The sequence below is a fragment of the Nocardia sp. NPDC005978 genome (assembly GCF_040614455.1).
GTDB lineage: Bacteria > Actinomycetota > Actinomycetes > Mycobacteriales > Mycobacteriaceae > Nocardia.
In genome coordinates this window covers 83,516-110,486 of record NZ_JBEXUS010000010.1, presented here as the reverse complement: position 1 = coordinate 110,486, position 26,971 = coordinate 83,516, and the positions used below count along the sequence as shown (strand labels likewise).

General features: G+C 68.4%; 32 protein-coding genes. 15 read left to right on the top strand and 17 right to left on the bottom strand.

What is annotated here, in order from left to right; all coding sequences use genetic code 11:
* The first annotated feature begins 93 nt into the window (after positions 1-93).
* Entirely contained in the window at positions 94-894 is an 801-nt protein-coding gene (locus tag ABZ319_RS06925) for a hypothetical protein (protein ID WP_354985379.1), read from the top strand.
* 71 nt (positions 895-965) lie between these two features.
* Here the strand turns inward: ABZ319_RS06925 and ABZ319_RS06920 are convergent, their stop codons facing one another.
* On the bottom strand, positions 966-1,208 hold the full coding sequence (locus ABZ319_RS06920; protein ID WP_354985378.1) for a hypothetical protein: 243 nt from the start codon (positions 1,206-1,208) through the stop codon (positions 966-968).
* A gap of 30 nt (positions 1,209-1,238) precedes the next feature.
* Here ABZ319_RS06920 and ABZ319_RS06915 point away from each other — a divergent pair, with 30 nt between their 5' ends.
* Positions 1,239-1,766: an AAA family ATPase gene (locus ABZ319_RS06915; RefSeq protein WP_354985377.1), complete on the top strand. Its 528-nt coding sequence runs from the start codon at positions 1,239-1,241 to the stop codon at positions 1,764-1,766.
* A 42-nt stretch (positions 1,767-1,808) separates the two neighbouring features.
* Here the strand turns inward: ABZ319_RS06915 and ABZ319_RS06910 are convergent, their stop codons facing one another.
* Positions 1,809-2,198: a hypothetical protein gene (locus tag ABZ319_RS06910; RefSeq protein ID WP_354985376.1), complete on the bottom strand. Its 390-nt coding sequence runs from the start codon at positions 2,196-2,198 to the stop codon at positions 1,809-1,811.
* A 163-nt stretch (positions 2,199-2,361) separates the two neighbouring features.
* Between ABZ319_RS06910 and ABZ319_RS06905 the strand changes: the two genes are divergently transcribed.
* The 3 genes from ABZ319_RS06905 (at position 2,362) to ABZ319_RS06895 (ending at position 4,530) form a co-directional block, all read left to right on the top strand.
* The gene (locus ABZ319_RS06905) at positions 2,362-3,174 is read left to right on the top strand and encodes a TIGR02452 family protein (RefSeq protein WP_354985375.1); all 813 of its coding nucleotides are present in this window, start codon (positions 2,362-2,364) and stop codon (positions 3,172-3,174) included.
* Positions 3,175-3,263: 89 nt separating this feature from the next.
* On the top strand, positions 3,264-3,905 hold the full coding sequence (locus ABZ319_RS06900; protein WP_354985374.1) for an SMI1/KNR4 family protein: 642 nt from the start codon (positions 3,264-3,266) through the stop codon (positions 3,903-3,905).
* Between the two features lie 289 nt (positions 3,906-4,194).
* On the top strand, positions 4,195-4,530 hold the full coding sequence (locus ABZ319_RS06895) for an STAS domain-containing protein (RefSeq protein ID WP_354985373.1): 336 nt from the start codon (positions 4,195-4,197) through the stop codon (positions 4,528-4,530).
* A 61-nt stretch (positions 4,531-4,591) separates the two neighbouring features.
* Here the strand turns inward: ABZ319_RS06895 and ABZ319_RS06890 are convergent, their stop codons facing one another.
* Positions 4,592-4,837, bottom strand: coding sequence for a CsbD family protein (locus tag ABZ319_RS06890; protein WP_354985372.1), 246 nt, complete (start codon positions 4,835-4,837; stop codon positions 4,592-4,594).
* Between the two features lie 112 nt (positions 4,838-4,949).
* Here ABZ319_RS06890 and ABZ319_RS06885 point away from each other — a divergent pair, with 112 nt between their 5' ends.
* Positions 4,950-5,462 carry a DinB family protein gene (locus tag ABZ319_RS06885; RefSeq protein WP_354985371.1) on the top strand — a complete coding sequence of 171 codons (513 nt, stop codon included), beginning with the start codon at positions 4,950-4,952 and terminating at the stop codon, positions 5,460-5,462.
* 34 nt (positions 5,463-5,496) lie between these two features.
* Here the strand turns inward: ABZ319_RS06885 and ABZ319_RS06880 are convergent, their stop codons facing one another.
* A complete protein-coding gene (locus ABZ319_RS06880) occupies positions 5,497-5,712 on the bottom strand; it encodes a hypothetical protein (protein WP_354985370.1) in 216 nt (71 codons plus the stop codon).
* 219 nt (positions 5,713-5,931) lie between these two features.
* On the opposite strand from ABZ319_RS06880, the gene ABZ319_RS06875 reads away from it, so the two are divergent.
* The 3 genes from ABZ319_RS06875 to ABZ319_RS06865 all read left to right on the top strand — a co-directional run bounded on the left by ABZ319_RS06875 (position 5,932) and on the right by ABZ319_RS06865 (position 8,008).
* A complete protein-coding gene (locus tag ABZ319_RS06875; protein ID WP_354985369.1) occupies positions 5,932-6,135 on the top strand; it encodes a hypothetical protein in 204 nt (67 codons plus the stop codon).
* A 146-nt stretch (positions 6,136-6,281) separates the two neighbouring features.
* Positions 6,282-7,418, top strand: a complete 1,137-nt coding sequence (locus ABZ319_RS06870) for an LLM class flavin-dependent oxidoreductase (protein ID WP_354985368.1) — start codon at positions 6,282-6,284, stop codon at positions 7,416-7,418.
* Positions 7,419-7,501: 83 nt separating this feature from the next.
* Entirely contained in the window at positions 7,502-8,008 is a 507-nt protein-coding gene (locus ABZ319_RS06865; protein WP_354985367.1) for a hypothetical protein, read from the top strand.
* 191 nt (positions 8,009-8,199) lie between these two features.
* Here the strand turns inward: ABZ319_RS06865 and ABZ319_RS06860 are convergent, their stop codons facing one another.
* Both ABZ319_RS06860 and ABZ319_RS06855 read right to left on the bottom strand, forming a co-directional pair.
* Positions 8,200-9,375: a glycoside hydrolase family 76 protein gene (locus tag ABZ319_RS06860; protein WP_354985366.1), complete on the bottom strand. Its 1,176-nt coding sequence runs from the start codon at positions 9,373-9,375 to the stop codon at positions 8,200-8,202.
* 138 nt (positions 9,376-9,513) lie between these two features.
* On the bottom strand, positions 9,514-9,909 hold the full coding sequence (locus tag ABZ319_RS06855; RefSeq protein WP_354985365.1) for an HNH endonuclease signature motif containing protein: 396 nt from the start codon (positions 9,907-9,909) through the stop codon (positions 9,514-9,516).
* A gap of 335 nt (positions 9,910-10,244) precedes the next feature.
* On the opposite strand from ABZ319_RS06855, the gene ABZ319_RS06850 reads away from it, so the two are divergent.
* Complete coding sequence (locus ABZ319_RS06850; RefSeq protein ID WP_354985364.1) at positions 10,245-10,643, top strand: hypothetical protein; 399 nt, start codon at positions 10,245-10,247, stop codon at positions 10,641-10,643.
* A 27-nt stretch (positions 10,644-10,670) separates the two neighbouring features.
* Here the strand turns inward: ABZ319_RS06850 and ABZ319_RS06845 are convergent, their stop codons facing one another.
* Together ABZ319_RS06845 and ABZ319_RS06840 are read right to left on the bottom strand one after the other, a co-directional pair.
* Entirely contained in the window at positions 10,671-11,333 is a 663-nt protein-coding gene (locus tag ABZ319_RS06845; protein WP_354985363.1) for a hypothetical protein, read from the bottom strand.
* Positions 11,334-11,450: 117 nt separating this feature from the next.
* A complete protein-coding gene (locus ABZ319_RS06840) occupies positions 11,451-12,029 on the bottom strand; it encodes a hypothetical protein (RefSeq protein ID WP_354985362.1) in 579 nt (192 codons plus the stop codon).
* Between the two features lie 182 nt (positions 12,030-12,211).
* On the opposite strand from ABZ319_RS06840, the gene ABZ319_RS06835 reads away from it, so the two are divergent.
* Positions 12,212-12,853: a helix-turn-helix domain-containing protein gene (locus ABZ319_RS06835; protein WP_354985361.1), complete on the top strand. Its 642-nt coding sequence runs from the start codon at positions 12,212-12,214 to the stop codon at positions 12,851-12,853.
* Positions 12,854-12,857: 4 nt separating this feature from the next.
* Here ABZ319_RS06835 and ABZ319_RS06830 read toward each other — a convergent pair whose 3' ends face one another.
* Together ABZ319_RS06830 and ABZ319_RS06825 are read right to left on the bottom strand one after the other, a co-directional pair.
* Positions 12,858-14,231: an AarF/ABC1/UbiB kinase family protein gene (locus ABZ319_RS06830; protein WP_354985409.1), complete on the bottom strand. Its 1,374-nt coding sequence runs from the start codon at positions 14,229-14,231 to the stop codon at positions 12,858-12,860.
* Between the two features lie 191 nt (positions 14,232-14,422).
* Entirely contained in the window at positions 14,423-15,532 is a 1,110-nt protein-coding gene (locus tag ABZ319_RS06825) for a lipase family protein (RefSeq protein ID WP_354985360.1), read from the bottom strand.
* A 97-nt stretch (positions 15,533-15,629) separates the two neighbouring features.
* Between ABZ319_RS06825 and ABZ319_RS06820 the strand changes: the two genes are divergently transcribed.
* A complete protein-coding gene (locus tag ABZ319_RS06820; protein ID WP_354985359.1) occupies positions 15,630-16,226 on the top strand; it encodes a hypothetical protein in 597 nt (198 codons plus the stop codon).
* Positions 16,227-16,343: 117 nt separating this feature from the next.
* Positions 16,344-17,207 carry an aldo/keto reductase gene (locus ABZ319_RS06815; RefSeq protein WP_354985358.1) on the top strand — a complete coding sequence of 288 codons (864 nt, stop codon included), beginning with the start codon at positions 16,344-16,346 and terminating at the stop codon, positions 17,205-17,207.
* 52 nt (positions 17,208-17,259) lie between these two features.
* On the opposite strand, the gene ABZ319_RS06810 is transcribed toward ABZ319_RS06815, so the two are convergent.
* On the bottom strand, positions 17,260-18,462 hold the full coding sequence (locus ABZ319_RS06810; RefSeq protein WP_354985408.1) for a DUF6596 domain-containing protein: 1,203 nt from the start codon (positions 18,460-18,462) through the stop codon (positions 17,260-17,262).
* A 5-nt stretch (positions 18,463-18,467) separates the two neighbouring features.
* Positions 18,468-18,875, bottom strand: a complete 408-nt coding sequence (locus ABZ319_RS06805; RefSeq protein ID WP_354985357.1) for a YciI family protein — start codon at positions 18,873-18,875, stop codon at positions 18,468-18,470.
* 496 nt (positions 18,876-19,371) lie between these two features.
* On the opposite strand from ABZ319_RS06805, the gene ABZ319_RS06800 reads away from it, so the two are divergent.
* On the top strand, positions 19,372-20,271 hold the full coding sequence (locus tag ABZ319_RS06800; protein ID WP_354985356.1) for a patatin-like phospholipase family protein: 900 nt from the start codon (positions 19,372-19,374) through the stop codon (positions 20,269-20,271).
* A gap of 79 nt (positions 20,272-20,350) precedes the next feature.
* Here the strand turns inward: ABZ319_RS06800 and ABZ319_RS06795 are convergent, their stop codons facing one another.
* Positions 20,351-21,421 carry a dihydrodipicolinate reductase gene (locus ABZ319_RS06795; protein ID WP_354985355.1) on the bottom strand — a complete coding sequence of 357 codons (1,071 nt, stop codon included), beginning with the start codon at positions 21,419-21,421 and terminating at the stop codon, positions 20,351-20,353.
* 13 nt (positions 21,422-21,434) lie between these two features.
* Positions 21,435-22,259 (bottom strand): SDR family oxidoreductase, encoded by an 825-nt coding sequence (locus tag ABZ319_RS06790; RefSeq protein ID WP_354985354.1) that lies wholly within the window; start codon positions 22,257-22,259, stop codon positions 21,435-21,437.
* Positions 22,260-22,353: 94 nt separating this feature from the next.
* Here ABZ319_RS06790 and ABZ319_RS06785 point away from each other — a divergent pair, with 94 nt between their 5' ends.
* On the top strand, positions 22,354-23,019 hold the full coding sequence (locus tag ABZ319_RS06785; protein WP_354985353.1) for a helix-turn-helix domain-containing protein: 666 nt from the start codon (positions 22,354-22,356) through the stop codon (positions 23,017-23,019).
* Here ABZ319_RS06785 and ABZ319_RS06780 read toward each other — a convergent pair.
* The 3 genes from ABZ319_RS06780 to ABZ319_RS06770 all read right to left on the bottom strand — a co-directional run bounded on the left by ABZ319_RS06780 (position 22,959) and on the right by ABZ319_RS06770 (position 26,355).
* Entirely contained in the window at positions 22,959-23,621 is a 663-nt protein-coding gene (locus ABZ319_RS06780) for a hypothetical protein (protein ID WP_354985352.1), read from the bottom strand. The genes ABZ319_RS06785 and ABZ319_RS06780 overlap by 61 nt on opposite strands.
* A 52-nt stretch (positions 23,622-23,673) precedes the next feature.
* Positions 23,674-24,489, bottom strand: a complete 816-nt coding sequence (locus tag ABZ319_RS06775; protein WP_354985351.1) for a hypothetical protein — start codon at positions 24,487-24,489, stop codon at positions 23,674-23,676.
* Positions 24,490-24,678: 189 nt separating this feature from the next.
* The gene (locus ABZ319_RS06770) at positions 24,679-26,355 is read right to left on the bottom strand and encodes an FAD-dependent oxidoreductase (RefSeq protein WP_354985350.1); all 1,677 of its coding nucleotides are present in this window, start codon (positions 26,353-26,355) and stop codon (positions 24,679-24,681) included.
* Between the last annotated feature and the right edge of the window lie 616 nt (positions 26,356-26,971).

The following is a 26,971-nucleotide window of genomic DNA, read 5'->3' as shown; positions in this document are numbered from 1 at the left end:
CGACACACCGACCCATCACGGATTCAGCAGTGGCGCAAAGCGGGTGCGCAGACTTTGCCGGTGCGCATTCGACCGGTGTGCTTCGGTAAAGCCATGAAGATCGACTACGAGCGGTTGGCGAACGAATTGCTGCAGCCGCCTCGGCGGTCGCGAGCGGCTGCACGACTTGCACTGTTGCGGCACCGGAATGCGACCTCGGCGATGCGCAGCCTGTTCGGCAGCGAGGACCCGCGCCGTCGCTTCCTGCACGCCGATCCCTGCCGTGCCTGTGCGGGCCGAGGCGTAGAGGGCGGACGTGACTCGGACGGCTATTGGGAGGAGGACGCCTGGACGTGCGGCGACTGCGGGGGAACCGGCGACAACCCCGATGGCTCGTACATACCCAGGCCGAGTCGCCGTCACCTACTCACGCTGGGTAGTTCGATCGATGCGGCGCGGGAGGCCGAAATTCACGCGTGGGAGGTCGTCGCCCGACTGCGGCCCTGGGGACTCGGGTCGATCGATCGTCTGGTCTGGCGGGTGGGAAACCGCGCACATCATCGAAAGGGCGCGTACCTGACGGGAATTCCGTATTCGGTGGAGGCCCAGTTCCACCGGATCCTGCGACATTTCGACGACGAGCTTTCCAGTTCCGAGCAGCTCGTGCCCGCGTCCCTGCGTCCGGATCGGTGCAAACAACCGTACGTAAACAGGTACGACGAGGTGCGAAACCATGCGTGCTGGGAGCGGGCGGCCGAGCTCGGGCTCGAAATCCCTGCGGGCGAGCAGTTTTCGGGATATCCATTCACAGACCTGCCCAACCCGTACACACCGCTGCTGCAGATCTGGCTCACAGGTTTCGGGCTGGACCGCATCGAATACGATGAGATCATTCTCTACGCGCCGCCCCGGTGAATGGACGTGGCACAGCGTCTCGGTACAGGCACCGCACCGGTCCCGACAACCGCCGCGCCCCGGATTCACCGTTACGATCCAGCAGGGGGTCCGGTTTGCTCGTCGAGCCGGTGGCCCAGCTCGTCCGCGCGCTCGACGAGCAAATCGATACAGTCGCGTAGCTGCGGGCAGGGTTCGCCGACATGTCGCCGCAGCGCGGCAACCGCCTGAACCTCCGCACCACGGGTGAGCAGGTCGTCGAACTCGGACCGGGCCTCCGGCGACATTCGGGCCCACAGCTCGCGAGGGGTCGCGCGTTCGCTGAACATCCGCATACATCACCACACTCGAATTGAAGGAGTCGAATGCGTATCGGGGTTTCCGGACCGCACGGGACCGGGAAGACTACGTTGGTGCACGAACTGTGTTCGCGCTTCGGTGAACTCACGCCGGTTGAAGAGCCCTATGTGTTGCTCGAAGAGGACGGGTACGAGTTCGAGTGGCCGCCGTCGCGGGCCGACTACCGGGCTCAGCTCAACCGGTCCATCGAGTTGCTGACCACCGGGGCGGACGGGTCCGTTTTCGACCGGACGCCGGTTGATTTCCTGGCATATCTCGCGGCGACCGGTCTCGACGTCGAGTCGATCACCGATACCGCCGGGATCCAAACCGCTTTGGGCACACTGGATTTGCTGGTGATCGTGCCGATCTCTCCCGAGACCGAGACACTGCTCCCGGCTGCGGAGATGCCGGGGCTTCGGCGGGCGGTCAACGACGCGCTGCTGGAGCTGGTCTACGCCGACCCGCTGCAACTGCTCGCGGACATCCCGGTGGTCGAGTTGACCGGACCCCTCGCCGATCGAGTCGATACCGTCCGCTCCCTGATCAGGTAGCTAGAGGCTGCCGCCGCAGCGGTTTTACCGGCGGCCGGTAGGTCAGTTCGCGACGACGTGCAGCGTCAGGGGATATCCCAGTGGGGAGATCGTCACCGTTCCCGGATGTTGACCGCGGACGATGACGAACCTCAGGCCCTCGCTGGGACGCAGGAGGCAGCGGTCGGTCCACACGAAGGAGGTCCCGGTTTGTTCCAGGACGTCCGCTACGCCGTCCAGTCGATAGTCGGAGTCGATCGCCCTGCCGTGGCCGAGGTTCACGCTGCGCAGCTCACCGACACGGATCGTGGAACCGTCCGTGGCCAGCGGTTCCGGTGCAGGCAGCTGACCGTACGACACGTGGCTGCACAGGAATTCGTGCTGTCGGATGTACACCGCGAGTAAAACGAGTGGGACGACCGCAATCAGCACATACCATCCACGGATCTTCATGTAATGCCCCACCCCGCATGACTATTCCGTCTCTCGACGACGAGTTCCCCTCCGAACATGTTGATGGTAAACGGCTTCGAGGGGGTCGCGAGCGCGATGCCGATCGGCGATACCGGCAGTGTGCCCCTCAGCCCTTCGTGGCGATGATGAGAGCATTGCGCGCATGACCGAAGACCTGGAAGTCATTGCAGCCGAGAACGAACGGATCATCGCGGCCGGCGGGTACGTGACGGCCGGCGGGGATGCTGTCGCGTTGGCAGCGCGGGTGGACGCCGCCGTGCAGGGCACCAGGATGTTCGGCCCCGAACCGGTCGCGATCGACATCCGCGGCGACGCCACAACCGTCGTCGCCGTGACCGGTGAAAGCAGCCTTGCCGCGGCCCGGCGGATGGTCGACTCCGGCGCGGAGCCCGTCGCCGTTCTGAACTTCGCGTCGGCGCGAAATCCCGGCGGCCACTACCTCGCCGGGGCCCGCACACAGGAGGAAGCCCTGTGCCGGGCCTCGGCGCTCTACACCACGCTTTTGGCCGTCCCGGAGTACTACGCGTACCACCGTGCCAACCCGGACCCGTTCTACAGCGACCGCGTGATCCTGTCCCCCGCCGTGCCCGTCTTCCGCGACGACACCGGGACCTTGCTCGACACCCCGTTCGAGGTCGGATTCCTCACCTCCCCCGCACCCCGGACCAACGTGATCGCGCGGGACCGAGCCGACGACGTCCATCGAGTACCCGGGGTGCTGGCCACCCGCGCCGAGCGCATTCTCGAAGCCGCCGCCGGGTACCGGCGCCTGGTCCTGGGCGCGTGGGGCTGCGGCGCCTACGGCAACGACCCGGGCGTAGTGGCCGGGGTCTTTCACGAACTGCTGACCGGTCGATTCAGTGGGCACTTCGAGGAAATCACCTTCGCGATCCTCGACCGGACGCCGGGCGAGACCACCCGCACCGCCTTCCGAACGGCCTTCGCGGCGCGTTAGCGTCCACAGCTGGAATCGCGACCGAACACATTCGGCGACCCAGGATTGCGGATGGCGTCCTCCCGGCCGGGTATGCCACGATCGAGGCCATGAGCTCGCCGGGGGACGCCGAATCGATTGTCGCAGCCTGGAAGTCGCGACTCGTCACACTCGCGGACAACCCCGGCTACGTGTTCCTCGACACCCCGCAGGAGCTGATCGACAGCCATCGCGCCCGCCTCACCACCTTCGGCGGCTGCGGCGAATCCGAACTCGAGGCCGTCGAGCTCCGGATCGGAGCGCGGTTCCCCGAGATCTTCCGGGAGTATCTGCTCCGGATGGGCGAGCACTGCGGTGACCTGTTCCGCGGCAGCGACCGCGCGGGTATCAGCGGCTTCGACCGACTGCGCGAGGACGCCCGCGAGATAGTCGAGGACGCCGGCGGCGCGTGGCGCTTGCCGCCGGATGCGGCCGTCATCCTCACCCACCAGGGCTACACATTCGACTACCTGCGTGCGACCGGCGGGTTCGACGGCCCTGTCCTGCGCTGGAGCGACGGTAAGCCGGACGAGGACACGCAGGTCTCGCCGACATTCACCGGCTACGTGGATGCTCAGATCCGGCTCATGGAGCACAACAACCGCGGCACTCGTGACGGCGGCGGCTACTACCTGACCCTGTACCCCGGCGGCGGAGGCCGCCAGGTGCGTCCAGCTCGGAACTCCGGCGACCGCCCACTCGGTCACCGATGACCGCCTTCCACTTGTAACGCGCACTGTCAGAACGCTATTCGTCTCGAAGCGGCTCGCGAACCACACACGGCCTGCCGCCGCTATCCCACGCTTCCGACGATCGATCGGCAGTCGTGACATACTGAGCGGACGAGAGAGTGACCGGGACGCTCGAGACAACGGGCGGTCCGACTCACTACAGATTCGGGAATCGCCTCCCTCAGGGGCACCCGGCTCTTTCCATCGTTGCTGGAGCGCACGCCGCCCCAGCGTCTTTGGGCTCACAACCCCCCAGAAGGGGGCGCCCGACATGCAGATCATCCGCACTTTCCACGGCAACACCGTCACGGTCACCCCGCACGGAGAGATCGACCTGCACACCCTGCCCGAACTGCTCGACGCCACCGCCGGGCTGCCCTCGCGAATCACCGACGTGACCTGGGACCTCAGCGAGGTCGGATTCATGAGCGTTCGCGGCCTGCAGCTACTCGACCAGCAGCGCCGGTTCTGTTGTTCCACGCACCGCACACTGCGCGTCACCGGCCTGCGACGGCAACCGCTGCACCTGCTCGAGGTGGTGAACCGGGCCTTCCCCGCCGAAGGCTGGGCCGAGTTCGTGCCCCGCCTCGCGATGCGGGTGGCCTGAAACGACGACGGGACCGGACGCCCCGAGGGCATCCGGTCCCGGATAGAACTCTCAGCAGGCGCTACTGGCCCTGCTGATACGCCTGCTGCCGCTGCTCGTCGACCGCGGCCTCCGCCCGAGCCTTCTCGGCCTCGGCTTCCTTCTTGGCCACGTCACGCTGCGACTCGGCCTTGTCCTGCTGGGCACTGCCTTCGCGGCGCAACTCGTCGTTTCCGACGATCGCACCCGCCACCTCCTTGGCCTTGCCCTTGACGCCTTCGACGACCCCTTCGACGCCTTCGAGGGGACCGCTCTTGTGCTCGGACATCGCTGTACCTCCGAAAATCTCGCTTCGCATGGACAACTGCGACGTACCTCGGCGAGTTCGGTTCAATCGGCGCTGTAACCGAGATCACCCCGGCCGTTGGCACTATGAACGGGTGGAGCAAACACAGCAGAACCAAGAGCACGGGCTCACCGGTGAACGCGAAACACTGGTCGGCATGCTGGATTTTCACCGAGAGACGCTGGGCCGCAAGTGTTCCGGACTCACCGCGGAACAACTCCGGCTGCGCGCGGTGGAACCGTCGCAACTGTCGCTGATCGGGCTCGTCCGCCATCTCACCGACGTCGAACTGGGCTGGTTCGGCCGCATTCTGGCCGGTGACGACGTCCCGTTCGCACATTGGCGGAACGACGCCCCCGACGGCAGCGATTTCCAGGTGGAGGACGCCGACGTCGACGAGTCACTCCGGTTGTGGCACAGCGCATGTGACAACTCGCGCCGGATCACCGACGCGTGCGAATCCCTCGACTCCTTCGGTGCACACGAACCGACCGGCGAGCGCTACAGCCTGCGCTGGATTCTCGTCCACATGATCCAGGAGTACGCCCGACACAACGGCCACGCCGATCTCCTCCGCGAGCGCATCGACGGCCGGACCGGGGATTAGATCGGCACGCCCGGCACATCGAGAAGGCACACGCTCACTCGGCACGCCGGTCGCGCCGCCGAACCTTGTCCGGGTTGATGTAGAGCCGAACTCCCTTGTACACCACGATGTTCGGCAGCCCGTCATCATCGTCCGGATCACCGGAGTCCGCGGGATCCGGCGCTTCGGCCATCTCCTCGATGACGATCTGCGCACGCGCCGCACCCGGATCGAACATCTCCTGGAACGGCCCGACGAACGATCCCCCCAAGCCCCCGGCGCTTCGCCCGCACGGCCGCCCACCCGAGCAGGACCACCGGCCCGAACATGGCGAACAGCAACAGCAGATCCCCGCCCATGGCCACGAGCGTACCGACGTGGCCGGAACCGCGATCGAAACACGTTCACACGGTGTGGATTCGCTCACCCGCACCCGAATGGACCGGCAGATCCGCTGTTCGCTCCCGCACGCCGGGCATAGCGTCGGCATATGAACTCGTCACCCGGTTCGTCCCGGGAAGATCCGCACTACACCATGCCCAACGGATGGGATTTCGCCGCGGAACGCCTCGCCCTGCTCGGTGCGGCGGCGGCGCGGGCCGAACTCGGCGACGAGCGACGCCGGTTCTACGCCCCGCCCACCGTTCGCGCGTGGGCGCGCCGGCCGTCACACCTGCCCGACGCGCGCAGGTAGCCGACACGTCGGCCCGCAACGCACCGTTCGCGCGATCGCAGGTCAGCAGGCCCGGCCCCTTGCTATAAATCGATCAGGAATTCCTCCCGGGGGTGGCTATGGTCCGGCGTGAAAGTCCCTATAAGGTTCGGCCGCAAGGCGACCGGGTGCGGATCGGGTCCTTGATCGAGCCGGTCGCACCCGTGTGGGCGATCAAGATGAACATGCGGACGGCTCGTGTGCTGGGCGTCGACGACGTGTGGTTCTCGGACCACACCAAATCGGCTTTTCCCGCAGCCGCGTGGAATGTTCGGTTCTCGCCGATGGCGCGCTACGTCACTTCGCTGGACGCCTATCTGGATCCGACCGTGGCGCTTGCCCGTTGGGCTCGGCCACGCGGTCCGATGATGGGCGTCGCCGTCACCGACGTGGTGCGGCGGAGTCCGGCGGACCTCGCGCGGGCGTGGATGTCGCTGCATCACGTCTCGCGCGGCAAGGTGGTGCTGGGCATCGGGTCCGGCGAGTTCGAGAACACCGTCCCGTACGGCTTGACGCTCGAACCTCGCGCCGGCCGCCTCGCCGACGCCCTGATCGCGCTGCGCGCCGCCTGGTCCTCCCCGGACGAGCTGCTCACCCACCAGGGGCCGTTCCACGACTGGCACGAGGCCAGATTCGGGCTGCCGCCGCTGAACGGCACGACTCCCCCGGTGTGGGTCGCCGCGCAGGGCCCGCGCGCCAGCCGAATCGCCGGCGAGCACGGCGACGGCTGGATGTTCATCCTCAACGACACCACGACCTCCTGGCACACCGCCGCGAACCACTTCGCCCGCGGCGCCCTGGACTCCGGCCGCGATCCGGAAACCCTGCACCGCAGCGTCCTGCTGGCCCCGCTCCTGGCCCCCGACCAGCGAACCCTGGACGAGCTCTGCAACGCCCCCTTCATCCAGGCCATGGCCCTGGCCATGCCCGGCCCGAGCTGGACGGCGGCCGGCGCGACCCATCCCCTCGGCGCGGACAACCCCGGCTACGCGAGCGTGGACCCGGCCGTCTTCGAAGGCGAGCAGTTCGCCGAATACAGCAAACACGTGACCCCGGAGTTGGTACGGGCCCTGATGCCCTCCGGCACCGCCGCCGACGTCGAACGCTGGCTGACCCCCTATCTCGACGCGGGCCTGAACCACATTCTGTTCTACGCCTTCGCTTCCGCGGTGAAACCGAAACTGGCAGCCGCCGGGGTCCGGGAACAACGCCGCCTGATCAGCTCGCTGAAGAAGCGGCGGCCCGGCCCGTTGGCGGTGGCTTGATCACCGCCGCGGGACACCACCGGATAGCCGGAACGACGTTCGCACCGCGCGAATCCGGGCGCGCCACGATCTAAGGTGTGGCGGTGGCCGAGTGGATCAGCGTGTACTGCCGCCAACCGATTCGGCTCGACGGGGACGCGATCCGCCGCTGGATCGAGGAGGCCGACCTGCCGACCCTGGCCGAGGGTTTCTACGACGATGACGAATCGGCTACGGCCGCAGCGGATTCGGCGGAGGCCACTCTGCGCGTCGACGACGGCGAGGTTGTCGAGGTGCACTGGCAAGAGTCCGGCCGGCCACTCCGGATATCCGCCGGTTCCGCTGTCACCGAGGAGATTTCGGAGATCTTGGACGAGGTGCTGGACGACGCTGTCGGGCCCGGGCCGGACACGATTCGTGACCATCTAGCCGGGGTGCGGCAGGTCATCCACATCGAGATGTCGGCCTCCGATTCCCTGTCCATGGGGGCGGTACTCGGTGAGGTGATCGCGCTCGAGCTAGCCGCGGCCGGGACGGGGCTCGTGTGGTTCTTCGGAAAGGAATGGGTGTCCGGCCGGGATCGCGCCGGAACGATATGGACCGGGGAATAACCGGCGGGATTCAGCGCACGCGGCGGGGAGGACAGCGAGCTTCTCGGTGATGAGCCGGGACCGGCCGCGGGCCGACCGCAAGCTCTTCCGACCTCGGATCGGTCACCTGCGAACCCTTCGAAGAATGGGGCTCGCGCACGTTCGGGGAGCCCTCGGTCTGCGCGCCGGTCGGCGGGTGGCGCCCGGTCCGGTCAGAGACCGGCGGCGGTCAGGCGGTGGTCCGCCTCCAAGAGCATCCAGGCGCTCAGTTGAACCGACAGGTCGGGGCTCAGGTTGTCGGAGGGCGGCCAGGGGGGCATCAGGAGCTGGGCGGCGCGTGGGAGGCCGGACGGCGTTACCGGGAGGGACCAGTTCGTGCCGAACAGGGGGAGGCCGTCCACCTCGGCGCGGTTGGTCCAGGCGGCGCGGGCGGAGTCGTGGACTATTTTCGCGGCGGCGGGATCACGCAGGGACAGTGCGGCTTCGGACAGGTAGCGGGCCAGCACGCCCATGAACAAGCCCGAGTCGTCGCCGTCTTCCGCGACGATCACCCCGTCATCGGTCAGGCCCGCGGCGGTCGCGGCGACAAGGTCCATCGCCCGGCGCGCATGCTTCGATTCGCCCGTGCGCGTGAACAATTCCGTTTCGAGACCGATCGCCACACCCTGGCAATAGGTCAGGGTCGCGCGATTCACCTCGCCGCCGGGCTCGTGGACACCGTCGAGGATCAGATTCGTGCCGGGATCCCGCAACCGGGTGTGCAGGAAATCCGCGAGCTGCCCGGCGCGCGGTACCTCGCCGAGCCGTGCGAAGGCTATGCCGGTCGGGCCGATCGCGGGCGTGTTGTAGTAGTCGTCGCCGACCCGCCAGGGCACCGCGCCGACCGCCGGGTTCCAGCCGTCGAGCAGGGCCGTGCGCAGGTCGCCGAGGGCGTCGCCGAAACGGAGACCGAGCAGGCGATCGGCGCGTTCGAGTGTGATTGCCAGCCAACCCATGTCGTCGTAGTAGCGGTTCGTCCAGACGCCGAGATTGCGGGCCCGGATACCGGAGGCGATCGCGGCCACCCGGTCGAGCCGGTCGGCGCCGCGGGCGCGGTGGGCGGCGTCGATCGCGCAGTCGAGGAGGTGCGCCTGCCACCAGTAGCACCATTTCACGAACGACAGGTTCGCCACCGACGACGGCCACACCAGCTTCCCGAGCCGCATGCCCTGCTGTCCCCAGAGCGCACGCACGTGGCGCTCCACGATCGCCTGTTCGGCCAGATCGGCCCGCTCCCAACTCGCCTCGGCACCGGCGGCGTACGGACTCACATCACGCGTGATCCGCCCGGTCGGGGCCGGCCTGGTCACCGCGGCGGCGGTGATCGCGGATCCGGCCGCGATCAGCACACGGCGGCGGCTGAGACGGGTGTTCCGGCAATCCATCCGTGCGGACCCCTCTGCCAGAGAAACGATCGCCGACAACGAAAATCGCTCGCTTACAGCCTATCTCGCAACGCACTCGAGCAGCCGGCGCCGGACGAGCGGTCAGGCCGGCTCCGCCTCACCGGCGGATTCGTCGACCGGGCCATCGAGCACGAACCGGCCGGTGAGCTCGGCCGATATCTCGTAGTGGCGCACCAGAAACGAGCGTTCGTCGAGCTTCTTGCGCCGCAGCCAGCCGGTCACCTCGGCGTTGCACTTGCTCGCGTTGCACGATCCACACGCGGGCACGACATTTCCGAGCGTGTAGCGGCCGCCGCGTGAAATGGCCTGCACGCAGTCCTTCTGCGGCGACCCGTCCGGAGTCCCGCAGTACGCGCAACCACCCCAGGACGCCTTGAGCGCGGTCCACTGCGCGTCGGTGAGATCGTGGGTGACGCGCGCCATCCGCTTCTTGCGCTTGCGCGCGGCGCGAACCTGTTTGCTACCGCCGGTCGGCATGAAGGGTGAGCGTACGCGCCACGGGCGACAACGGGCCGGAGGCGAGGCGCACGGTGTCCGAATCGTGCGAATGGCGTGTCTCGAGGGCGCTGCCGCGGCACCCACCCGAACCTCGCCCGATGACTGGCCGGTCCCAGCCGATCGAGGACGGAGTTGCGTGGCCACGTGGCCGGCCGAGGCGCTGGTCGCGGCCCTGCTCCCTGAAATACGAACTCGCCCAGCACCTGGTGCCCCGGGCAGGTCGGCCGAACCGCACCATCGACCACCTGCCGCAGGTTTGAGAGAGGGCTGGGGCGGTACTGACAAATCAGGCGAATACCGGGAGGTTGTCCACCGTGGTCAAAGCGCTACTCATCGCAGCCGGGGTCTACCTGGCGATCATCGGGCTCGCATTGCTCATCGTTCCGGTCCAATTCGGGGTGGACGCCGTACCGGAGGACGCGTCGCCGGAACTGGTTGCGCTGCTTCGGCTGTTGAGCGGGCCGTTCCTGGGAGTGGCGGTGCTGAACCTGATGTCGCGGTCGGCGGCGCCGGGGTCCATTCGCAACACCGTGTTGCTGGCCAACCTCGTGGGATTCGGGGTCGTGGCCGGCAACGACGTCTGGGGTGTGGCCAGCGGGGAGGCCCGCGACCTGGCCGCGGTGTTCCTGGTGGTGCACCTGGCGTTCACCGCCGCCTTCGCGGTCGCGTGGGTGCGGGCCGGGCGAACCACGGCGGGTAACCCGGCACACTAGCGCCGCCGAGCGCGCGGCCCGCCGGATTCAGTTGGCGGCCAATCGGATCCAGACCTGTTCCGAGCGGGACAGCAGGCGGTTGTCACCGCCGTAGAGGGCGGTGGCGGTGCGCACCTTCCTGCCTTCTTCGGCGTGCAGCGCGCCGACCACGACGCAGGGCTCGCCGGGGGCCGGGTGATCCAGCACGGTCGCGGTCATGGAGCCCAGGACAGCGGGGCGCGCGAGGAGCTCGGGGATGGTCCAGGCGCCGGGGCAGTCCATGGCCGCCCACAGCAGCGGCAGCCCGATCGGCACGGTGCCGTCCGGGGTCCAGGGGGCTGCCACGACACCGTCGCCGACCGGCCCGGACTCGATCCGCAGACCGTCGGTGCGCAGGCTGCCACAGACGAAACAGCGCCCGAACAGTTCGCTGTCGTTGGGCTCCCAGCTCACGGCGGCGGCCGTGGCCCGGGAAACCGGCGCGGGTACGGCACGCTCGAACACTCCCCCCGCCGCCCGCGCGATCAGACTCTCCCCGTCGAACAGATCACCGCCCTCGACCCGCAGCGGCGTCTCCAGCGGCGGCGGGTTCCGCAACACCACCGTGACGATCTCCTCGTCCCGGGTCTCGGCCAGCAGCCCGGCGACGTACCCGCCGTTCCCCGAGTCGGGCGGGCCGTTGAATCGAGCGGGGACATAGAGCGTCGTCATGCCGATCACGGTAGCGAACGTCCCCGGCCGCACCCGAACGTCAAGGGGGTAGGGATCCTCGATGAAGTCCAGCCGGCCGGTCAGCGACGCGAATCCATTGTCACCGCAGCAGATTCCCTACGAATCGACCGGGTCGCGCAGTTCCTCGGGAACGTAGCGATCGCCGGGCCACCACAGCCCGAGAGCCGTTATCCACGGCAGGAACGGGGTTCCGGCCTCGCCCTGGTCGTCGGACATCTCCTCGAAGCGCCGCTCGACCGCGATGACCCTGCCCGGGTTCGCATCCCAGAGTTGTGCCATGGCGAGGGTCGCCGGGCGGTCGGCCCGGTCGTCGGCGGCGTCATCGCATTCCTGCGGGAGCGTCCCGGGTGGGGGCAGGAACTTTCGGTAGACGAGTTCGGGTACGGAATCGGTGACGCGCCAGGTGGTCCAGGCGCAGCCGTGCTCGTCGAAGTCGTCGGCAGCCGCCACGCGCGCGGTGCGCACGCCGGTGAAGAGGTCGGTGGCACCCGAGGACGCGGACGGCAGATAGGCGCAGACACGCCACCAATCCCCCACCCGCCGTACGGGTTCCACGAGCACCTCGCCTGCGGAGACCCCCGCGGCGGCGGCCGCGCGGTGCACGTTCTCGACCATCCCGGCAGCGTCGGACGCGGTGGCGGTATCGGCGATCACCGCGAGGCCGAACGAACTCATGGACGCATTCTGCCGTAATCCCGGCACGCGCGGCGGCCATGCCCGCGAACCGGCACGGCCCGTGGTGTCGCGCCCGCCCACCTGGGCAATCCGCTAGCATTCGAGTACCAGAACTATTCAAAGTGCATGGTTATCCGACAGGGCGTTTCGGTGGGCGAACGAGCGATGGAGGGTCTGACACAGTGGCTGCCCGAAAGGTATTGACCCGCGCGGAAAGCCAGGCGCAAACCCGGGACAACCTGATCGACGCGGCCGAGGAGCTCTTCCTGCGCGACGGCTACTACGCCACCTCCATCGCGGCCATCGCCGCGGAAGCCGGTCGCACCATCGGCGCGGTGTACAGCAATTTCGACAACAAGGAATCGCTGTGCCTCGAGGTGCTGCGCCGCCGCTCCTCGGCCGAACTCGCCCGCCTGATGAGCGATCTCATGGCCGCGCCCGCCGGGCTGGACGCTCGCTTGGTCGTCATCTCCACCTGGTGGGCCCGCCTTTCCAGCGAGGTCGCGCTGTCCACGCTGTTCGCCGAGTACGCCCTCAGCGTGCTGCGCGACCCCGAGCAGCACGCCCGCACCCGGGAAACCGCCATGAAAATCGTGGAGTCGGGCCGCACGCTGTTCGAGGATTTCGCGCCCGAGGGCGTCGAGGCGAGTGGCCCGCAGATGGATCGCGCCGTGGTCGCGCTCATCGCGATGGGCACCGGCCTCGCCGCCGGCCGGGCCGCCGACGTGGTCACCGCCGAGCAGTCCGCCACCATCCTGAGCGACAGCATCCGCATGTGGTTCCGCGAGATCGGCGAATCGGTGCTCGCGAACACCGAATCCTGAACCGCTACACCCTCGCTCGCTGCCACTCGGCGATCGCCCGGCCGATCTCGGTCGTGGGCGGCTCACCGTATATCCACTCCCGCGCGATGGCGTGCCAGTTGTTCGTCGCACCCAACTGCCCGAGCAGGCCGAAGGTGAAGAAATCGGCGCGGCGGGAGAACACGTGTTCGGGCGGGAACTGCTGCTGCCGCATTCCGGCGAAGCGGGCCGCGCGCGGGTCGATCGCGAGAACCATCGCACCGGTAGCCAATTCGGGTGTGATGGTCAGCGGCTCGGGCAGCAGATGCCACGCGGCGGCGGACCAGATGTACTCCAGACAATCCTGCGGCCCGATTCCCGCTTCCGGGTCGACGATCTCGTGCGCGACGAGCAGGTCGTACAGATCCTCGGCTCGCTCCTCCCCCGCCGCCCGCACGATCCGCCGTTCGAGTTCGACATTGGCCGGGTCCATCGTTTTGTACAGCCCGAAATCGAGGAAGGCGATCCGCCCGTCCGCGCCGCGCAGCAGATTGCCCGGGTGTGGATCGCCGCAGAACTCGTGGTGCCGGTACATCGACCCGACATAGAAGCGATAGGCGAGCTCGCCGATCCGATCCCGTTCGGCCGCGGGCAGTTCACGCATCTCCTCGAAGCCCGTGCCCTCGAAGAACTCGGTCACCAGCACGTGCGGGGTCGACAGCTCGACGACGCTGTCGGGCACGGTGATGAACGGATGATCGCGGTACCGGCCCGCCACCTCGTGCTGGGTCCGCGCCTCCAGCACGTAGTCGAGTTCGCCCTCGATGTTGCGGGTGATCTCGTCGAAGATGGCGTGATTCTTCAGGGTCGGCCAGAACGGCGTGCCCAGCTTCGCGAACAGCGCGAGGTTCTTCATGTCCGCCCGGACCGCGACATCGACACCCGGATACTGCACCTTGACCGCTACAACCCGCCCGTCGCGCAGCACCGCGCGATACACCTGCCCCACCGAGGCCGCCGCCACCGGCGTCTCGTCGAAGTCGGCGAACACACTCGCCAGCGGCCCCAGATCCGCCTCGATGACCGCCCGCATATCCCCGAACGACACCGCCGGGGCCTGATCCCGCAGTGCCGCAAGCTTTTCCCGGAAGCGCTCGCGGTGCGAATGCGGAATCAGGTCGAGGTCGAGCACCGAGAGCATCTGCCCCAGCTTCATGGCCGCGCCCTTCATCGACCCCAGGACGTCGACCAGCTGTTCGGCCGCCTGCATGGTCGACCGTTCGGCGAGCACCGAGCGCGCCCGGTCCGACCGGCCGATCATCGACAACCGGGTACCCGCTCCGCGCACGGCCTGCTCCGCGGCCAATCGGCCCAGCTTGCCGCCGCGCACGACGCGGGACTTCGGGATCCTGCCGCTCAACGCCACCTCCGCTCGATACGGGTCACCGACCCGGGCCACCAGGTCGACCATATATTGTCTGAGACAGATGCCGTGGGGTTTTCGTGCCCGAAGTCAGGTGCACAGCATCGCGGTCCCGATGTACCGACACGGCCGCGAGGTGGCGCTCGCGCCGAACATCCCGCGATCGCGCTATTCCGAACGCCGCGTCACTAACGGAACAGGCTCGCCAGATAGGGATTCACCTCGGCGTGCGTGGCGTCCAGCGCCTGCATGTGGTCGTAGCCCGGGTAGTCGGTGATGGTGAACTCCACTCCGGCAGCACGCAATTCGGCGGCCTGTCGCCAGACCATCGGCGCCGGGACGTCGATGTCGTTGGTGCCCTGAACGATCAGCAGCGGCCGGGTGTACCCGGTGAGCGGCACGTCCAGCACCGGACGCGCCACCGCCTCGAAATCGCCCTCGGACAGCGGTTTCGCGAACATGTCGGCCATCGAGACGCCCTCGAGGGTCGCGGTCATGTCGTCGTAGCAGAGCCGAGCGCCGTCGGCGACGATGCGGCGGCCCAGCGGGGTGAGGTAGGCATCGAGATCGAAGGCGGGGCGGGCGGCCCGCACGCCGCCGAGCACGTACGCGGTGTAGGTCTTCATGCCCGCGGGCAGGATGTCGGGCGTGCCCGGGCGGCCCAGCAGCAGCATCGTGTCGGTGATGCTGGCACCGGGCGCGAAGGCCACCGCGCCGCGGTAGTCGAGTTCGGGCGCGTAGACCGCGGCGATCGAGGCGGTGAACAGCGTGGCGTGGCCACCCTGTGAATGGCCCGCCGCCGCCCAGCGGCTCGACAGGGTCGGGTCGGCGGCCCGTGCCGCGCGAACCATGTCGATCGACGCCTGGGCGGCGGCCCGGCCGTCGAGATACGCGTGCTCGCCCGGGGTACCCAGGCCGATGTAGTCGGTCGCCGCGACGGCGTAACCCTGGGCCAGCAGGTTTTCCAGATAGGGGCGATAGAAGGTGAAATCGGTGCCCGACGGCGCGCAGGCGTCGGCGCGGCCGACCGTCCCGTGCTCCCACGCGATCACCGGCCACCCGCCCGGCGGCGGCGTGCCCTGCGGTACGAACAGCGCGCCCGATGCCCGCACCGGTTCGCCCAGCGAGTTCCGGGTCGTGTAGACGACGCGTTCGGCCGTGGCGCTCCCGGGGATGCGCTGGTCCAGATCGGTGACCTGGTCGACCACCCCCGGATCGCCCTGCGCGGGACCGCTCGCGGTCACCGCGGCCGCGACCCCGATCGCCGCGGCACAGACGGCGGTGATGAACCGGTTCATGGCCTGGACTCCTCTGCTGTCTACAACACTGTTATGCAACGCTGTTGTATGACAGTGTTGCCGGAAGCGACCGCAGACGCAAGGCGAGGATCCCGCGATGCCCATCGAAGTGAACAGCTCCGACCGCAAACGGCAGATCGGCGAGGCCGGGGTGCGGATCGTTCGCGAGCACGGCACGGCGGGACTGACCGTGCGCGCGGTCGCCGACGTACTGGGCGGCTCGACCAGCCTGGTCACCAACTACGTCCGCACCCGGACCCAGCTGCTGGACCTGACCCTGGAAACCCTTGTCGCGCAATGGGACAACCAGATCGCGGACCTCACCGGCTCCCCCGCCGACAAACTGCGCGCGGTCGCGGCCTGGGCCCTGGACTGGGCCGGAGACTCGAGCCCGCTGGTGGCGAAGATCCTGGTCCAGCTGCTCGGCGAGCAGACAATCGACGCCGACCGGCTGGCGTCCCTGCATCGCGAACTCGATCGCCTGCACGCGCGCATCGCACGGGCGCTGGAAGCCGCCGGCATCCCGGACCCCGCGCCCATCGCCGATCTGCTGTTCCTGGCCTCACGCGGGGCGATGGTGTCGCAGGTGGAGAACCCGGGCGGGTGGCCGACCGAGCGGCTCACGAACGCCGCCGTCGCGCTGACCCGGCGACTCGACGCCGATCGACCGCCGGGGCCCGCACCCCACCCGTGAGTTCGGCTGCGGCTCCCCGCAAATCCCGGCGCGGTTGGGTAGGTTTCGAAGAGTGTGCGGTGGCTCGGCGAGACCGCGCGGTGGAGCTTCGTCGGAATCTGTCCGGAAGGAGACCGGGTGTCCGCTCGACCCTTTTCCAGCCGTTTTCTCCTGGGCGGGGATCTGCCGGTGAAGCGGATCGGATTCGGGGCACTGCAGGTGTCCAGCCACGGGTGGCAGGGCCCGCCGCGAGATCCGCACGCGGGACGGACGGTGCTGCGGCGGGCGATCGAGCTCGGGGTCGATCACATCGACACGGCGGACTACTACCGCAGCGGAGACGAGTCGGTCGCGGCGAACGATCTGATACGCCAGGCGCTTTCGCCCTATCCGCCCGAACTGGCGATCGCGGTGAAGGTCAGCCCGGCGTTCGGGCCGGGCGGGGTGTGGGAGACGCCGGACGGCGATCTGCGGTCGCAGGTGCGGGCCAATCTCCGATCGCTGGGGGTCGATCGACTGGATCTGGTGTACCTGCGCGCCGGGACCACCTCGGTTCCGCACGGGCAATCGCTGGCCGCCGAGTTCGAGGTGCTCGCGGAGCTGCGCGAAGCGGGGCTCATTCGGCATCTGGGACTGAGCAACATCGATGTCGGCCATTTGACCGAGGCGCGCGCCATCGCGCCGGTTGCGGCCGTACAGAACCACTTTCAGGTCACCGAGCGCAGCGAGGACGCGGTGCTGGCCGCGTGTGAGGACGCCGATATCGCCTTCGTGCCGTTCTTCCCGCTCGGTGGCCACCGCACCGATCACACCGCGGCCCTGGCCGACATCGCCGACCGGCACGGCGCCACGCCCACGCAGATCGGGCTGGCCCGGCTGCTCGCGCTGTCACCGGTGACGCTCGCGATTCCGGGGACCGGATCCGTCGCGCATCTGGAGGAGAACATGGGGGCGGCCTCGATCGTGCTCACGGACGAGGAGCTGGCCGAGCTCGGTCGCTGACAGGCGGGCGCAGCTGTTCGCACCCCAAGCTGTCGTCACGATGGTCGAGGGCTCACTTCGACTGTCCGCCACCATGTTCGGTCCGGTCGGCCGGGGATTCAGCAACCACCGAGCCGCGCATCAGCGCGTTGAGCCGGGACGCCTGGCGGGTGAGGTGGTCCCGCTCGGCCGTGTTGGAGGCCGACCGCGCGGCCTCGGCGTAGAGGCGGGCGGCGGTGCCGGGGTTGCCGTCGCGTTCGTGCAGGTAGGCCGCCGCCGCGGTGTGGCGGGGCAGCGCCGGATCCAGGGACGACAGCGCCGCCAGGCCCGCACGGGCGCCGTCGGCCTCGCCCAGCGCGACCGCGCGATTGAGACGGGCCACCGGGCTGTCGGTGAGGCGGATCAGTTCGTCGTACCACTCGACGATCTGGACCCAGTCGGTTTCCGCGGCGGAGCGGGCATCGGCATGCAGGGCCGCGATGGCGGCCTGGGATTGGTACTCGCCCAAGCGATCTCGGGCCAGGGCGGCCTGCAGGATGTCGACGCCCTCCGCGATCAGGCGGGTGTTCCAGCGCGTGCGATCCTGCTCGGCGAGCGGGATCAGGCTGCCGTCCGGACCTGTGCGGGCGGACCGGCGGGCATGATGCAGCAGCATCAGGGCCAGCAGACCCGCGGTCTCCTCGTCGTGGGTCATGAGCGCGAGCCGGCGGGTGAGGCGGATCGCCTCCGCCGCGAGATCCACCTCACCGGAATAGCCCTCGTTGAAGACCAGGTAGAGCACGCGCAGGACCGTGGCCAGGTCACCGGGCCGGTTGAAGCGGGCATCGGAGACCGTCCGCTTGGCGCGGCTGATGCGCTGCGCCATGGTGGCCTCCGGGACCAGGTACGCCTCGGCGATCTGCCGGGTGGTCAGACCGCCGACCGCGCGCAGGGTGAGCGCGACCGCCGACGCCGGCGTCAGGGCGGGATGCGCGCACAGGAAGTACAACTGCAACGTATCGTCCACCGCCGCAACCGGTCCGGCCTCGGGCTCGGCGTCGGCCAGTTCCTCGCGCTGCCGCCGGGAGGCGTCGGCGCGGGTGGCGTCGAGGAACTTACGCCAGGCCACGGTGATCAACCAGCCCCGCGGATCGCGCGGGGGCTCGTCCGGCCACCGCCGGACCGCCTCGATCAGCGCTTCCTGCACGGCGTCCTCGGCCGCCGCGAAATCCGCGCCGCGGCGGACGAGGACGGTGATCACCGTAGGGGTCAGGGTCCGCAGCAGTACCTGGTCCACCGTCGTCACTCGGTGATGGTCGGCGGCTCGGTCATGAACGGGCGCAGCTCGAGCCATTCGTGAATGGGTTCGCCGCCCGCACCCGGCGCCGCGGACAGCTCACCTGCCAGCTCCAGGGCGCGCTCGTAGCTGTCGACGTCGATCACCATCCAGCCGGCGATGAGATCCTTGGTCTCGGGGAACGGGCCGTCGGTCACCGGCGGGCGGCCGGGACCGTCCGAGCGGACGAACGTGCCCTCCATCGCCAGCGCCTGGGCGTCGACGAACTCGCCGGTCTGCTCGAGCCGGTCCGCGAAATCCTGCATGTAGCGCACGTGCGCCGACATCTCCTCCGGCGTCCACTTGTCCATCGATACGTCGTTGGCCGGGGCCGGGGCGCCGCGGTAGTGCTTGAGCAACAGGTACTTGGCCATGATGATCTCCTCTGTGCGATGCGACCGGTTTCGGCCGTCTTCACTGCGGGGACGGAGCCGGGCGGCGGTTCTCGACATCGCGCGCGAAAGATTTTTCCGGCCGTTTTCGCCCGGCCGTCCGCGCACCACGCCGAAACAGCTCCCGTGCCGGAACCTACCGGACCCAGAGCCACCCCCGGCCGACCTGATCGGCCATTCGCGGGGGCATCGCCTCCCGCACTCGCGCGGGACCGTGGCTCGGCGCGTACCCGCGCAACCGACTCGGGGCGGCGGTGGGCAGATAGAGCCGTTCTCGTTCCCGGATCCGCCACGGCGGCCGTCGCGGCAGGAGGCGGCCGGCCGCATCGGCCGCCCTGCGGTATCGGAGCCCGCGCGGCGTGGCCGACCGCGTCGTCGATGACCGGCCCTCGATTCCACCGGGCGAGAGCGTCGCGGGCCGCGCGAACCCGGAACCGCGGTCAAAGCGCAACTGCGGCTTCATCATTAGGATCGCGGCATGGACAGTCGCATAGTCGATCGAACCTCCGGGGACAGCGTCCGGCGATCGATCGTTTTGGGTGGGGGCGGCGCCATCGGCGGCGCTTGGATGTTGGGCCTTGCTGCCGAATTGCAGCGCGGGGGTATCGATTTGGGGGCCGCGGACTCGGTGGTCGGGACCTCGGCGGGGGCCGTTGTCGGGGCCGCGCTGGTCACCGGGCAGGACCCGAACTCGGTTGCCGAGGGGCCGTTTCCGGCGGGGAGCCCGATTCCGCCCGCGCCCGTGCTGAATTTCCCGTTGCTGGGCCTCGCCTTCTCGGCGCTGTTCGACCGGACGCCGGATCGCGAGGAGGTGGGGCGCAGGGTCGGACGGGCGGCGATGGCGGAGCCGGCCGCGCTGCCTGCGCATATCGCGCCGATGCAATGGTCGCTCGGCGGCCGGGACTGGCCGGATGACAGGCTGCGGATCGCCGTCGTGGACACCGCGACCGGTCAGCGGCAGGTGCTGGACAGCGGCAGCGGGGTGCCGCTCGCCGTGGCGGCCACGGCGAGCCGGGCCTTTCCGGGATCGTTTCCGCCCGTCGTGGTCGGCGATCGGCGCTACATCGACGGCGGGTTCTTCTCGCCCACCAACGCGGACCTCGCGGCGGACTCGGATGTTCTGCTGGTCCTGGAGCCACTGGCGCATCGATATCCGCCGGAACAGGTTCGGGCCGAGCTGGCGAACACGGCGACCGGGGCCGTCGTGCGGTTCGGGCCCGACGCCGAGACGATCGCCATCTTCGACGCCTTCACGGCGAAACCCGACCTGATCACCGCCTGGCCGGTGGCATTCCGGTCGGGCGTTCGGCAGGCGGACGAGCTGGCGAAGCAGCTGATCGACGCGGGCTGGGCGGCCCCGGGATCACCGGCGTCGTAGCGCGACCACGCGCGGAGTGGGCTCTCGGCACGTCCGAGTGACGTGCCGAGAGGCCAACTCCTGTGCGCTGAGCGATATTTCAGCGAATCGTGCCCTTACCCGGGATCAGCGGCAGGTCCAGCGCGGTCACCCAGCCCGGGGGCAGATCGTTCACCGCGGGCACGGCATTGAGCGCGCGCAGGCCGGTGGACAGGCAGCCCGCGACCGCGGGGGTGCGACCGGACCCGTCGGTGAAGCGGAACGAGGTCTCCTGCGAGATCGACGGGGAGCCGATGATATCCACCCGGTAGACGTCATCCTTTGTGCCGGAAGGCCATTCGGGTGCCGCGTCGAGACCGATGCGGTTCACGTGTTCCAGGGTGATCACTTCCCGGCCCCGGTAGATGCCGTTGATCGTGAAGCGGATCGCGGCGACGGTGCCCGCCTTCACGACGCCCTTGACCGACTGCCGGTCCTCGGGCGTCACCCACTTCTCCCAGGTGGTCGTGATGTTCTCGAGCTCGATACCGGCGGCGGCCGCGATCATCGGGACGGTCGCGCCCCACGCCATGATCAGGATGTCCGGGTGTTCGAGCATCGCGTTGAACTCCGGCGGGTGGCCGATGCCCATCTCCAGCTCGTAATCGCCCTCGTAGTCGGTGTAGTCGAGCAGTTCCGACGCGCGCACCGACTGCACCTCGCCGCACAGGCCCATGAGCGTGAGCGGGAACAGGTCGTTGGCGAAGCCGGGATCGATGCCGGTGGTGAAGCAGGACGCGCCGCCCTCCTCGCACGCCTGCGTGATCGGATCGCGCCACACGTCGGGCAGTTGCTTCATCGCCGGCCACACCCACGGGGTCATCGCGGTCGAGCACACGTCGATGCCCGCGCGCAGGAAACTGCTGATGACCCTGATGTTCTCATCGGCCAGCGCGGCCGTGGGGCCGTAGTGCACGACCGCGTCGGGGCGCAGGGCGATCAGTTCGTCCACCGAGTTCGTGGCCAGCACACCGGTTTTCGCGCCGCCGTACAGGTCACCGGCGTCCTTGCCGACCTTGTCCGGGTTGCTCACGCCGACGCCGACCAGCTCGAAGTTCGGGTGGTTCGCGATCTCGGTCAGCACCATGGAGCCGACTACGCCGGTGCCCCACAGGACAATTCGCTTCTTCATGGACACTCCCGGGTTATCGGTGGAATTCGCCGCAGTCGACGGTCAGCATCTGACCGGTGATCGCGGTGGCGAGGTCGCTGGCCAGGAACAGGGTGGCGCGGGCGACCTCTTCGGGACCGGCCAGGCGCTTGAGGTCGGTCGGGGCGGCCTTCTCCCGGTAGATGTCCTGGTGGGTGACGCCGGCCTGGCTCGCGAGCCAGTCGAAGTACGCCTTGTTGAGGTCCTCGTAGATGTAGGACGGTGCGACGCTGTTCACCCGGATGCCGCGCGGGCCGAGTTCGGTCGCCAGCGACGAGGCCAGGTGCTGCAGTGTGCCTTTGGACAGCTTGTAGCCGGAGTATTCGGGCTGCGAGCTGTAGGACACGCACGAGTTGAGCATGATCACCGAGCCGCGCGAGCGCTCCAGCGCATCGGCGAACAGAGCCGAAAGACGCAGCGGGGCGAACACATTGGTCTCGTTCACCGTGCGCAGCGCGTCCAGGTCGATGGTGGTGATCGGGTTCATCGGCGGGATGGCGAACGCGTTGTTGATCAGGCAGTCGACCCGCTCGAATTCGCCGAGCGCGCGGTCGACGAGAGCGCCGCGCTGCGCCTCGTCGGTGATGTCGGTGGGCGCCACCAGGACGGTGCGGCCGAGGGCGCGAACCTCCTCGGCGACCGATTCGATCCGCTTCTCGGTGCGGCTGGCCAGCACCAGATTCGCACCCATGCGCGCGGCCTCGATGGCCAGCGAATAGCCCAGGCCGGGTCCCACGCCCGAGATCACGATGACCTTGTCCTGCAGCAGCGGTACCGGCGCATATGTGTCCGCGGGTACGGCTTGCGGGGCAGCTGACACGACTCCTCCTCGAGTCCGCAGCAGTTACACGATGTAACGACTTTGATGTGACAGACTGTAACGACTTCAGCCCGCACCGACAAGGACGAATTCCGTGACCGCACGCCACCGCCTGGGCCCGCACCGCGACCCCGCGCTGGACCGCGCGGTTCTCGACGCCGCCCGCGAACTCCTCGTCGAACAGGGTTATGCCGCAACGTCGATCGACGCGATCGCGGCCCGGGCAGGCGTGAGCCGCCCCTCGATCTACCGCCGCTGGCCCTCCAAGGCGCACCTGATAGCCCAGGCGGTATTCCCCGACGTGGGCTCGGAAAAGATAGCCCCCGACCTCCCCTCGGAGATCCGCAAGGTCATCCGCGGCACGATCCAGCTCTTCGGCTCCGCCGAAACCCGCGCCGCGATGCCCGGCCTGATGGCCGAGATGCGCGAGGACCCGAGCCTCTACCGCAAACTGTCCGCCCGCCTGGACACCCCCACCCGCGAGGAACTGACCACCTACCTCCCCGACTCCCCCACCCGCCCCGGCCTCGACCCCAACACCTTCCTCGACACGGTCGCCGGCGCGGCGCTGTTCGCGATGTGCATCCGCGACATAGACGACCTCGACGGGTTCGCCACGTCCCTGGAAGACCTACTGCTGTACGGGATCCTGGGCTCCCGCGAGCGGGCGGCGCGGCAGGAGACGAACACCGACGCGGGTCAGCGCGAGGGCGGCGAGTCGAGGTCGCCGTCCGGCGACGACCGCAGCCCCGCGCGGTAGGTCTCCCAGCTCGGAACGCGAACGTCCTCGTCCGGGGCGACCTGTCGCATCTCGTACGTGGCATGGAAGTCCGATGCGCCCACCCAGTCGGACACGTCCAGGACCTGTTTCCGGTAGTCCCGGCGGTCGGCGCATCGGCGTTCGTCGACGGCGAACACCGCCACCTCGTCGAGGTCGGAATCTTGCAGGCGGACGATCACGATCTCCGGATCGGGGCCCAAGTGCTGGAACGCCTCCTCGTTCACGGCGCGAATCGCGGCCCGGACGTGGTGTGGGGTGGGTTTCGTTGCTACGTAGCCGCATTCGCGAATGTGGTGCAGGAAGTCGGCTTCGAGCGGGACCGCGTGCTCGACCAGGTAGTAGTGGATCGCGTGCGGCCAGATCCAGACGCCGTCGGTGCGGTCGATGGTCGGGACCATATCTCCCCGTCCGGGATCGAGCAGGTCCGCACCGCGCCGGCTGGTTCCCATCACGAATGCGCCACCGGCCAGGAAATTCGCAACCGCTGCACGTTCGGCGGGGTCGGTGACGTGAACTCGATCCGGCGAAGACTTCGGCCCGCCCTGGCTGTCGATGCCATCGAACGCGCTCGCGATGCGCACGGAACCCCCTTCGATCCAGCTGGATCCGTCGAACCTACCGTGGCTCGCCGGATCAGCTGCTCGGACGGCCCGCGAACACGTTGTAGAGGGTGTCCTTCAGGGTGTTCATCCAGCGTTCGTCGGTCTCGCGGCGTTGGGCACGTTCGGCTTTCGGGGAGCCGGGGGGATAGCGCCAGCGGGACCAGGGTGAGTGGGGGCGGGCCAGGCGGGTCGCGCCCACCACGCCTACCAGAGGGATGAACAGGGCCAGCATGCCCGTCCAGATCTTGCCCTTGGCGAGGGTGATCAGGGCCATCGCGCCGTGGAACAGGACCAGGAGGGTCAGGAACTGCCAGCCCCTGAACGCATCGGTGACGCCGAGGGGGGTCGCGCCCAACAGCATCAGGGCTATCACCGCGGTCGCGATCACCACCGCGTCCACCGAGACGCGGCCCTGACTGGACCAGTACACATCCTTCAGGTCCAGCATCAGGGCGAACTCGTCCAGCACCAGGGCGGCGCCCACCCCGAACAGGGCCGCGCAGAGCTCGAGCCACGGCGAGCGGTCACCGGCGGGACCGAAGACGCCGAACCCGGCGACGATCATGAAGATCACGCCGAACACCATGTGGTGGATGTGCAGACCGCCGGGGGTGACATTGCCGGGCCACCACGACACCCCCGCCCGAATCATGCGCACGCTGCAGCGGATGAACAGGAACGTGCACACGAAGGCCAGCAGCAGGATCGCGAGGGGCAGCTTGCCGGGTTGCACGATCATCCGATCGAACCACCCGGCCGCGAGCACGCCGACCGGAGCAGCGGGCGACATCAGCTCATCGCCCCGGCAGGATCCGGGGCGCAGCGGAATTCGGCGTCGAATACCCATTCCATCTCGCGCCCCGGCTTCCGCTCACCCGCACGTTTGCGGAGATTCCCGGCATCATGTCGACATTTCCGTCCCACCGAGATACCGGATATCCGCACTTGCCTTCAAACTACCGCGTGCGACGAGGTCCGATCGGTCGACGTTGCCGATTGGCCCGAAGCCATCTCGCAACGCCGGCGACCGGCTCGGTCAGCGCCGCCCCAGATCGCCCGCGATAATCGCGTCGATATTGCGTTCCGCCAACGCCGTCACCGTAACGAACGGATTCACGGTGGTCGAGCCGGGAATGAGCGAACTGTCGATGACATACAGGCCCGGATACGAAGTCAAACGCCCGTAGTTGTCGGTCGACTCGTTCAGCACGCAGCCACCGAGTGGATGGTAGGCGAAATCGTCACCCCACATCTTTCCGTCGCCGAACAGATCGTCCCGGTAGGTGGTTCCCGCGCTGGCGTTGATCGGGTCGAGGACGCGCTTGGCCGCGTCGATGCTCGGCTGGTTCCACGCCGTCTGCCAATCCAGGTCCACCCGGCCGGTGGCCTCGTCGAACCTGAAGACGCCACGATTCGGATTCTTGGTGATAGCCAAATGCATATTGACGAAGGTCTCGACACCGATGGGGAACGAGGTGATTTCGACGAACGCCTGCCCCGCCGTGTCATCCCAATTGTCGATACCGAGGGCGGTGATGGTGGACTGGTTGATCCCGGTCGGATCGTCGAGCCGATTCTGCCTGGCGGCCATCACGTTGCCGTTGTTGCCCCAATTGAACCCCACCGAGTCCGGCAGGTTCGGCAACGCCCCGGTCGCCTTCTGCGTGACCAGCAACTTGCTCGTGCCGACGCTGCCCGCGGCGAAGAAAACATGCTGCGCGACAACCGTTTTGGTGGCTATGACGTGACCGTCGGTACCGATCTCGTCCATCCGCACCTGGTAGCCGCCCGCGGCCGCCGGGGCCACGACGGCGACAACGTGCAGGGGAACGACGGTCACCCGGCCGGTCGCGGCGGCCGCGGCCAGATAGGTCTTGTCCAGACCCTGCTTACCGAAGTTGTTGCCGTACAACGATTCCTTGTTCAGCGCCGACAGCGGCACCGTCCCGGCCTGCTCCTGCTTCATATAGTCGAAGTCGTACACGTTCGGCACGAACGTGGTCGAAAAGCCCGCGCCCGCAGCCAATGCCCGGCCGACCCGCGCGTACTCGTAACACGGCGCGCTCTCGAACCACTCCTCGTCGATCCGGTTCACCCGCAACGCGGCGTTGGCACGCGGATAGTAGGTGTCGTACATTTCGCCGGGATCGACCGACGGCAGGATCTCGTGGAAGAACTCGCGGCGCGGTGTCACCGCCATTCCACCGTTGACCAGTGAACCCCCGCCCACACCGCGGCCCTGATACACCCGGATACCCCCGAAATGCTCGGCGGCGAGCACGCCGGTGTACCGCTCGACCGGCATGTTGATGGGGATACCGAGCAGATGATCGGTCGGCTGATCGGTCGTCGTCGACAGCCAGGAGGATCGACCGTCGGCGGGCACGGTCCCGGAAAAGACCTTGCCGTCGGGTCCCGGCGTATCCCAGGCCATACCCTGTTCGACAATCGTGACGTCGTGCCCGGCCTCCGCGAGCCGCAACGCCGCGACCGCACCTCCGTACCCGGCGCCGATCACCAAGATCGGCACTGCCGCACCGTCTTCCAGCCGGCCGATCGGCAACGCCGCCCGCGCCCGTCGTGCGCCCCCGAGCACCGCGGCCCCGCCCAGAGCGGCGGCCCCGCCCAGCCCCGCCAGCACACCGGCCCCGACCAGAAACCCACGACGCCCGATACCGCGGCCCGACACCGCATCATCCGCTGGCACACGCACTACAAACCCCTCAACACTCGAGCAACCGCGCGCAGTCTATGCGCACAGCCACACGTCCCGGCGCGCCACTTGCCAATTCCCTTGCGCGAGCCGAATACACGCAACCCACTGCGGCAGCGGGCCATTCGAATCTCGGCCCCGCCGCGGCAGTCGGGCGCATTGCTCGACAGCGGGTTTGCCGGTCGGCTTTCTCAGCCGGGCCGCGTGTCGCGTAACGAGGCGAAGCAATCCGTCGATGCCATGTCGACCGATCCCTGCAGGCGTACCCACTCAGGCTTTAGCAACATCAGAGCTATCAGCAACTCGAGCGCGTCCGTAATGTCCGGTAACTCGCATCAGTCACAGTTGTCAAGCTTTGGCACACAACCGTGACACCTCAGCAACCAGATAACCGGTCCCATCCAACCAGCTATATCAGGCATGCATAGCTGCTAAATTGCTAGTGATGGAGAGGTATTCACGATGGTCGCGACGCCCTGTCGACGGGAGCGTTATCTCCGGTGTCCGCGACCTGACAGCCCGGATTGCCCGCCCGCCGGCCCCGGCGAGGCTCAGCGCTTGCGGTCCGATTTGCACCGAATCTCTCACCGCGCCCATCCGGGCGCATTATCAGACA

Coding starts and splice junctions, on each gene's coding strand:
- ABZ319_RS06890 (WP_354985372.1), bottom strand. CDS start 4,837: ATGTCCGAGCACAAGAGCGGTCCCCTCGAAGGCGTCGAAGGGGTCGTC.
- ABZ319_RS06820 (WP_354985359.1), top strand. CDS start 15,630: ATGCCCATCGAAGTGAACAGCTCCGACCGCAAACGGCAGATCGGCGAG.
- ABZ319_RS06840 (WP_354985362.1), bottom strand. CDS start 12,029: ATGAGTTCGTTCGGCCTCGCGGTGATCGCCGATACCGCCACCGCGTCC.
- ABZ319_RS06900 (WP_354985374.1), top strand. CDS start 3,264: ATGAGCTCGCCGGGGGACGCCGAATCGATTGTCGCAGCCTGGAAGTCG.
- ABZ319_RS06775 (WP_354985351.1), bottom strand. CDS start 24,489: ATGGGTATTCGACGCCGAATTCCGCTGCGCCCCGGATCCTGCCGGGGC.
- ABZ319_RS06825 (WP_354985360.1), bottom strand. CDS start 15,532: ATGAACCGGTTCATCACCGCCGTCTGTGCCGCGGCGATCGGGGTCGCG.
- ABZ319_RS06845 (WP_354985363.1), bottom strand. CDS start 11,333: ATGACGACGCTCTATGTCCCCGCTCGATTCAACGGCCCGCCCGACTCG.
- ABZ319_RS06855 (WP_354985365.1), bottom strand. CDS start 9,909: ATGCCGACCGGCGGTAGCAAACAGGTTCGCGCCGCGCGCAAGCGCAAG.
- ABZ319_RS06915 (WP_354985377.1), top strand. CDS start 1,239: ATGCGTATCGGGGTTTCCGGACCGCACGGGACCGGGAAGACTACGTTG.
- ABZ319_RS06805 (WP_354985357.1), bottom strand. CDS start 18,875: ATGGCCAAGTACCTGTTGCTCAAGCACTACCGCGGCGCCCCGGCCCCG.
- ABZ319_RS06800 (WP_354985356.1), top strand. CDS start 19,372: ATGGACAGTCGCATAGTCGATCGAACCTCCGGGGACAGCGTCCGGCGA.
- ABZ319_RS06875 (WP_354985369.1), top strand. CDS start 5,932: ATGAACTCGTCACCCGGTTCGTCCCGGGAAGATCCGCACTACACCATG.
- ABZ319_RS06905 (WP_354985375.1), top strand. CDS start 2,362: ATGACCGAAGACCTGGAAGTCATTGCAGCCGAGAACGAACGGATCATC.
- ABZ319_RS06895 (WP_354985373.1), top strand. CDS start 4,195: ATGCAGATCATCCGCACTTTCCACGGCAACACCGTCACGGTCACCCCG.
- ABZ319_RS06925 (WP_354985379.1), top strand. CDS start 94: ATGAAGATCGACTACGAGCGGTTGGCGAACGAATTGCTGCAGCCGCCT.
- ABZ319_RS06795 (WP_354985355.1), bottom strand. CDS start 21,421: ATGAAGAAGCGAATTGTCCTGTGGGGCACCGGCGTAGTCGGCTCCATG.
- ABZ319_RS06910 (WP_354985376.1), bottom strand. CDS start 2,198: ATGAAGATCCGTGGATGGTATGTGCTGATTGCGGTCGTCCCACTCGTT.
- ABZ319_RS06920 (WP_354985378.1), bottom strand. CDS start 1,208: ATGCGGATGTTCAGCGAACGCGCGACCCCTCGCGAGCTGTGGGCCCGA.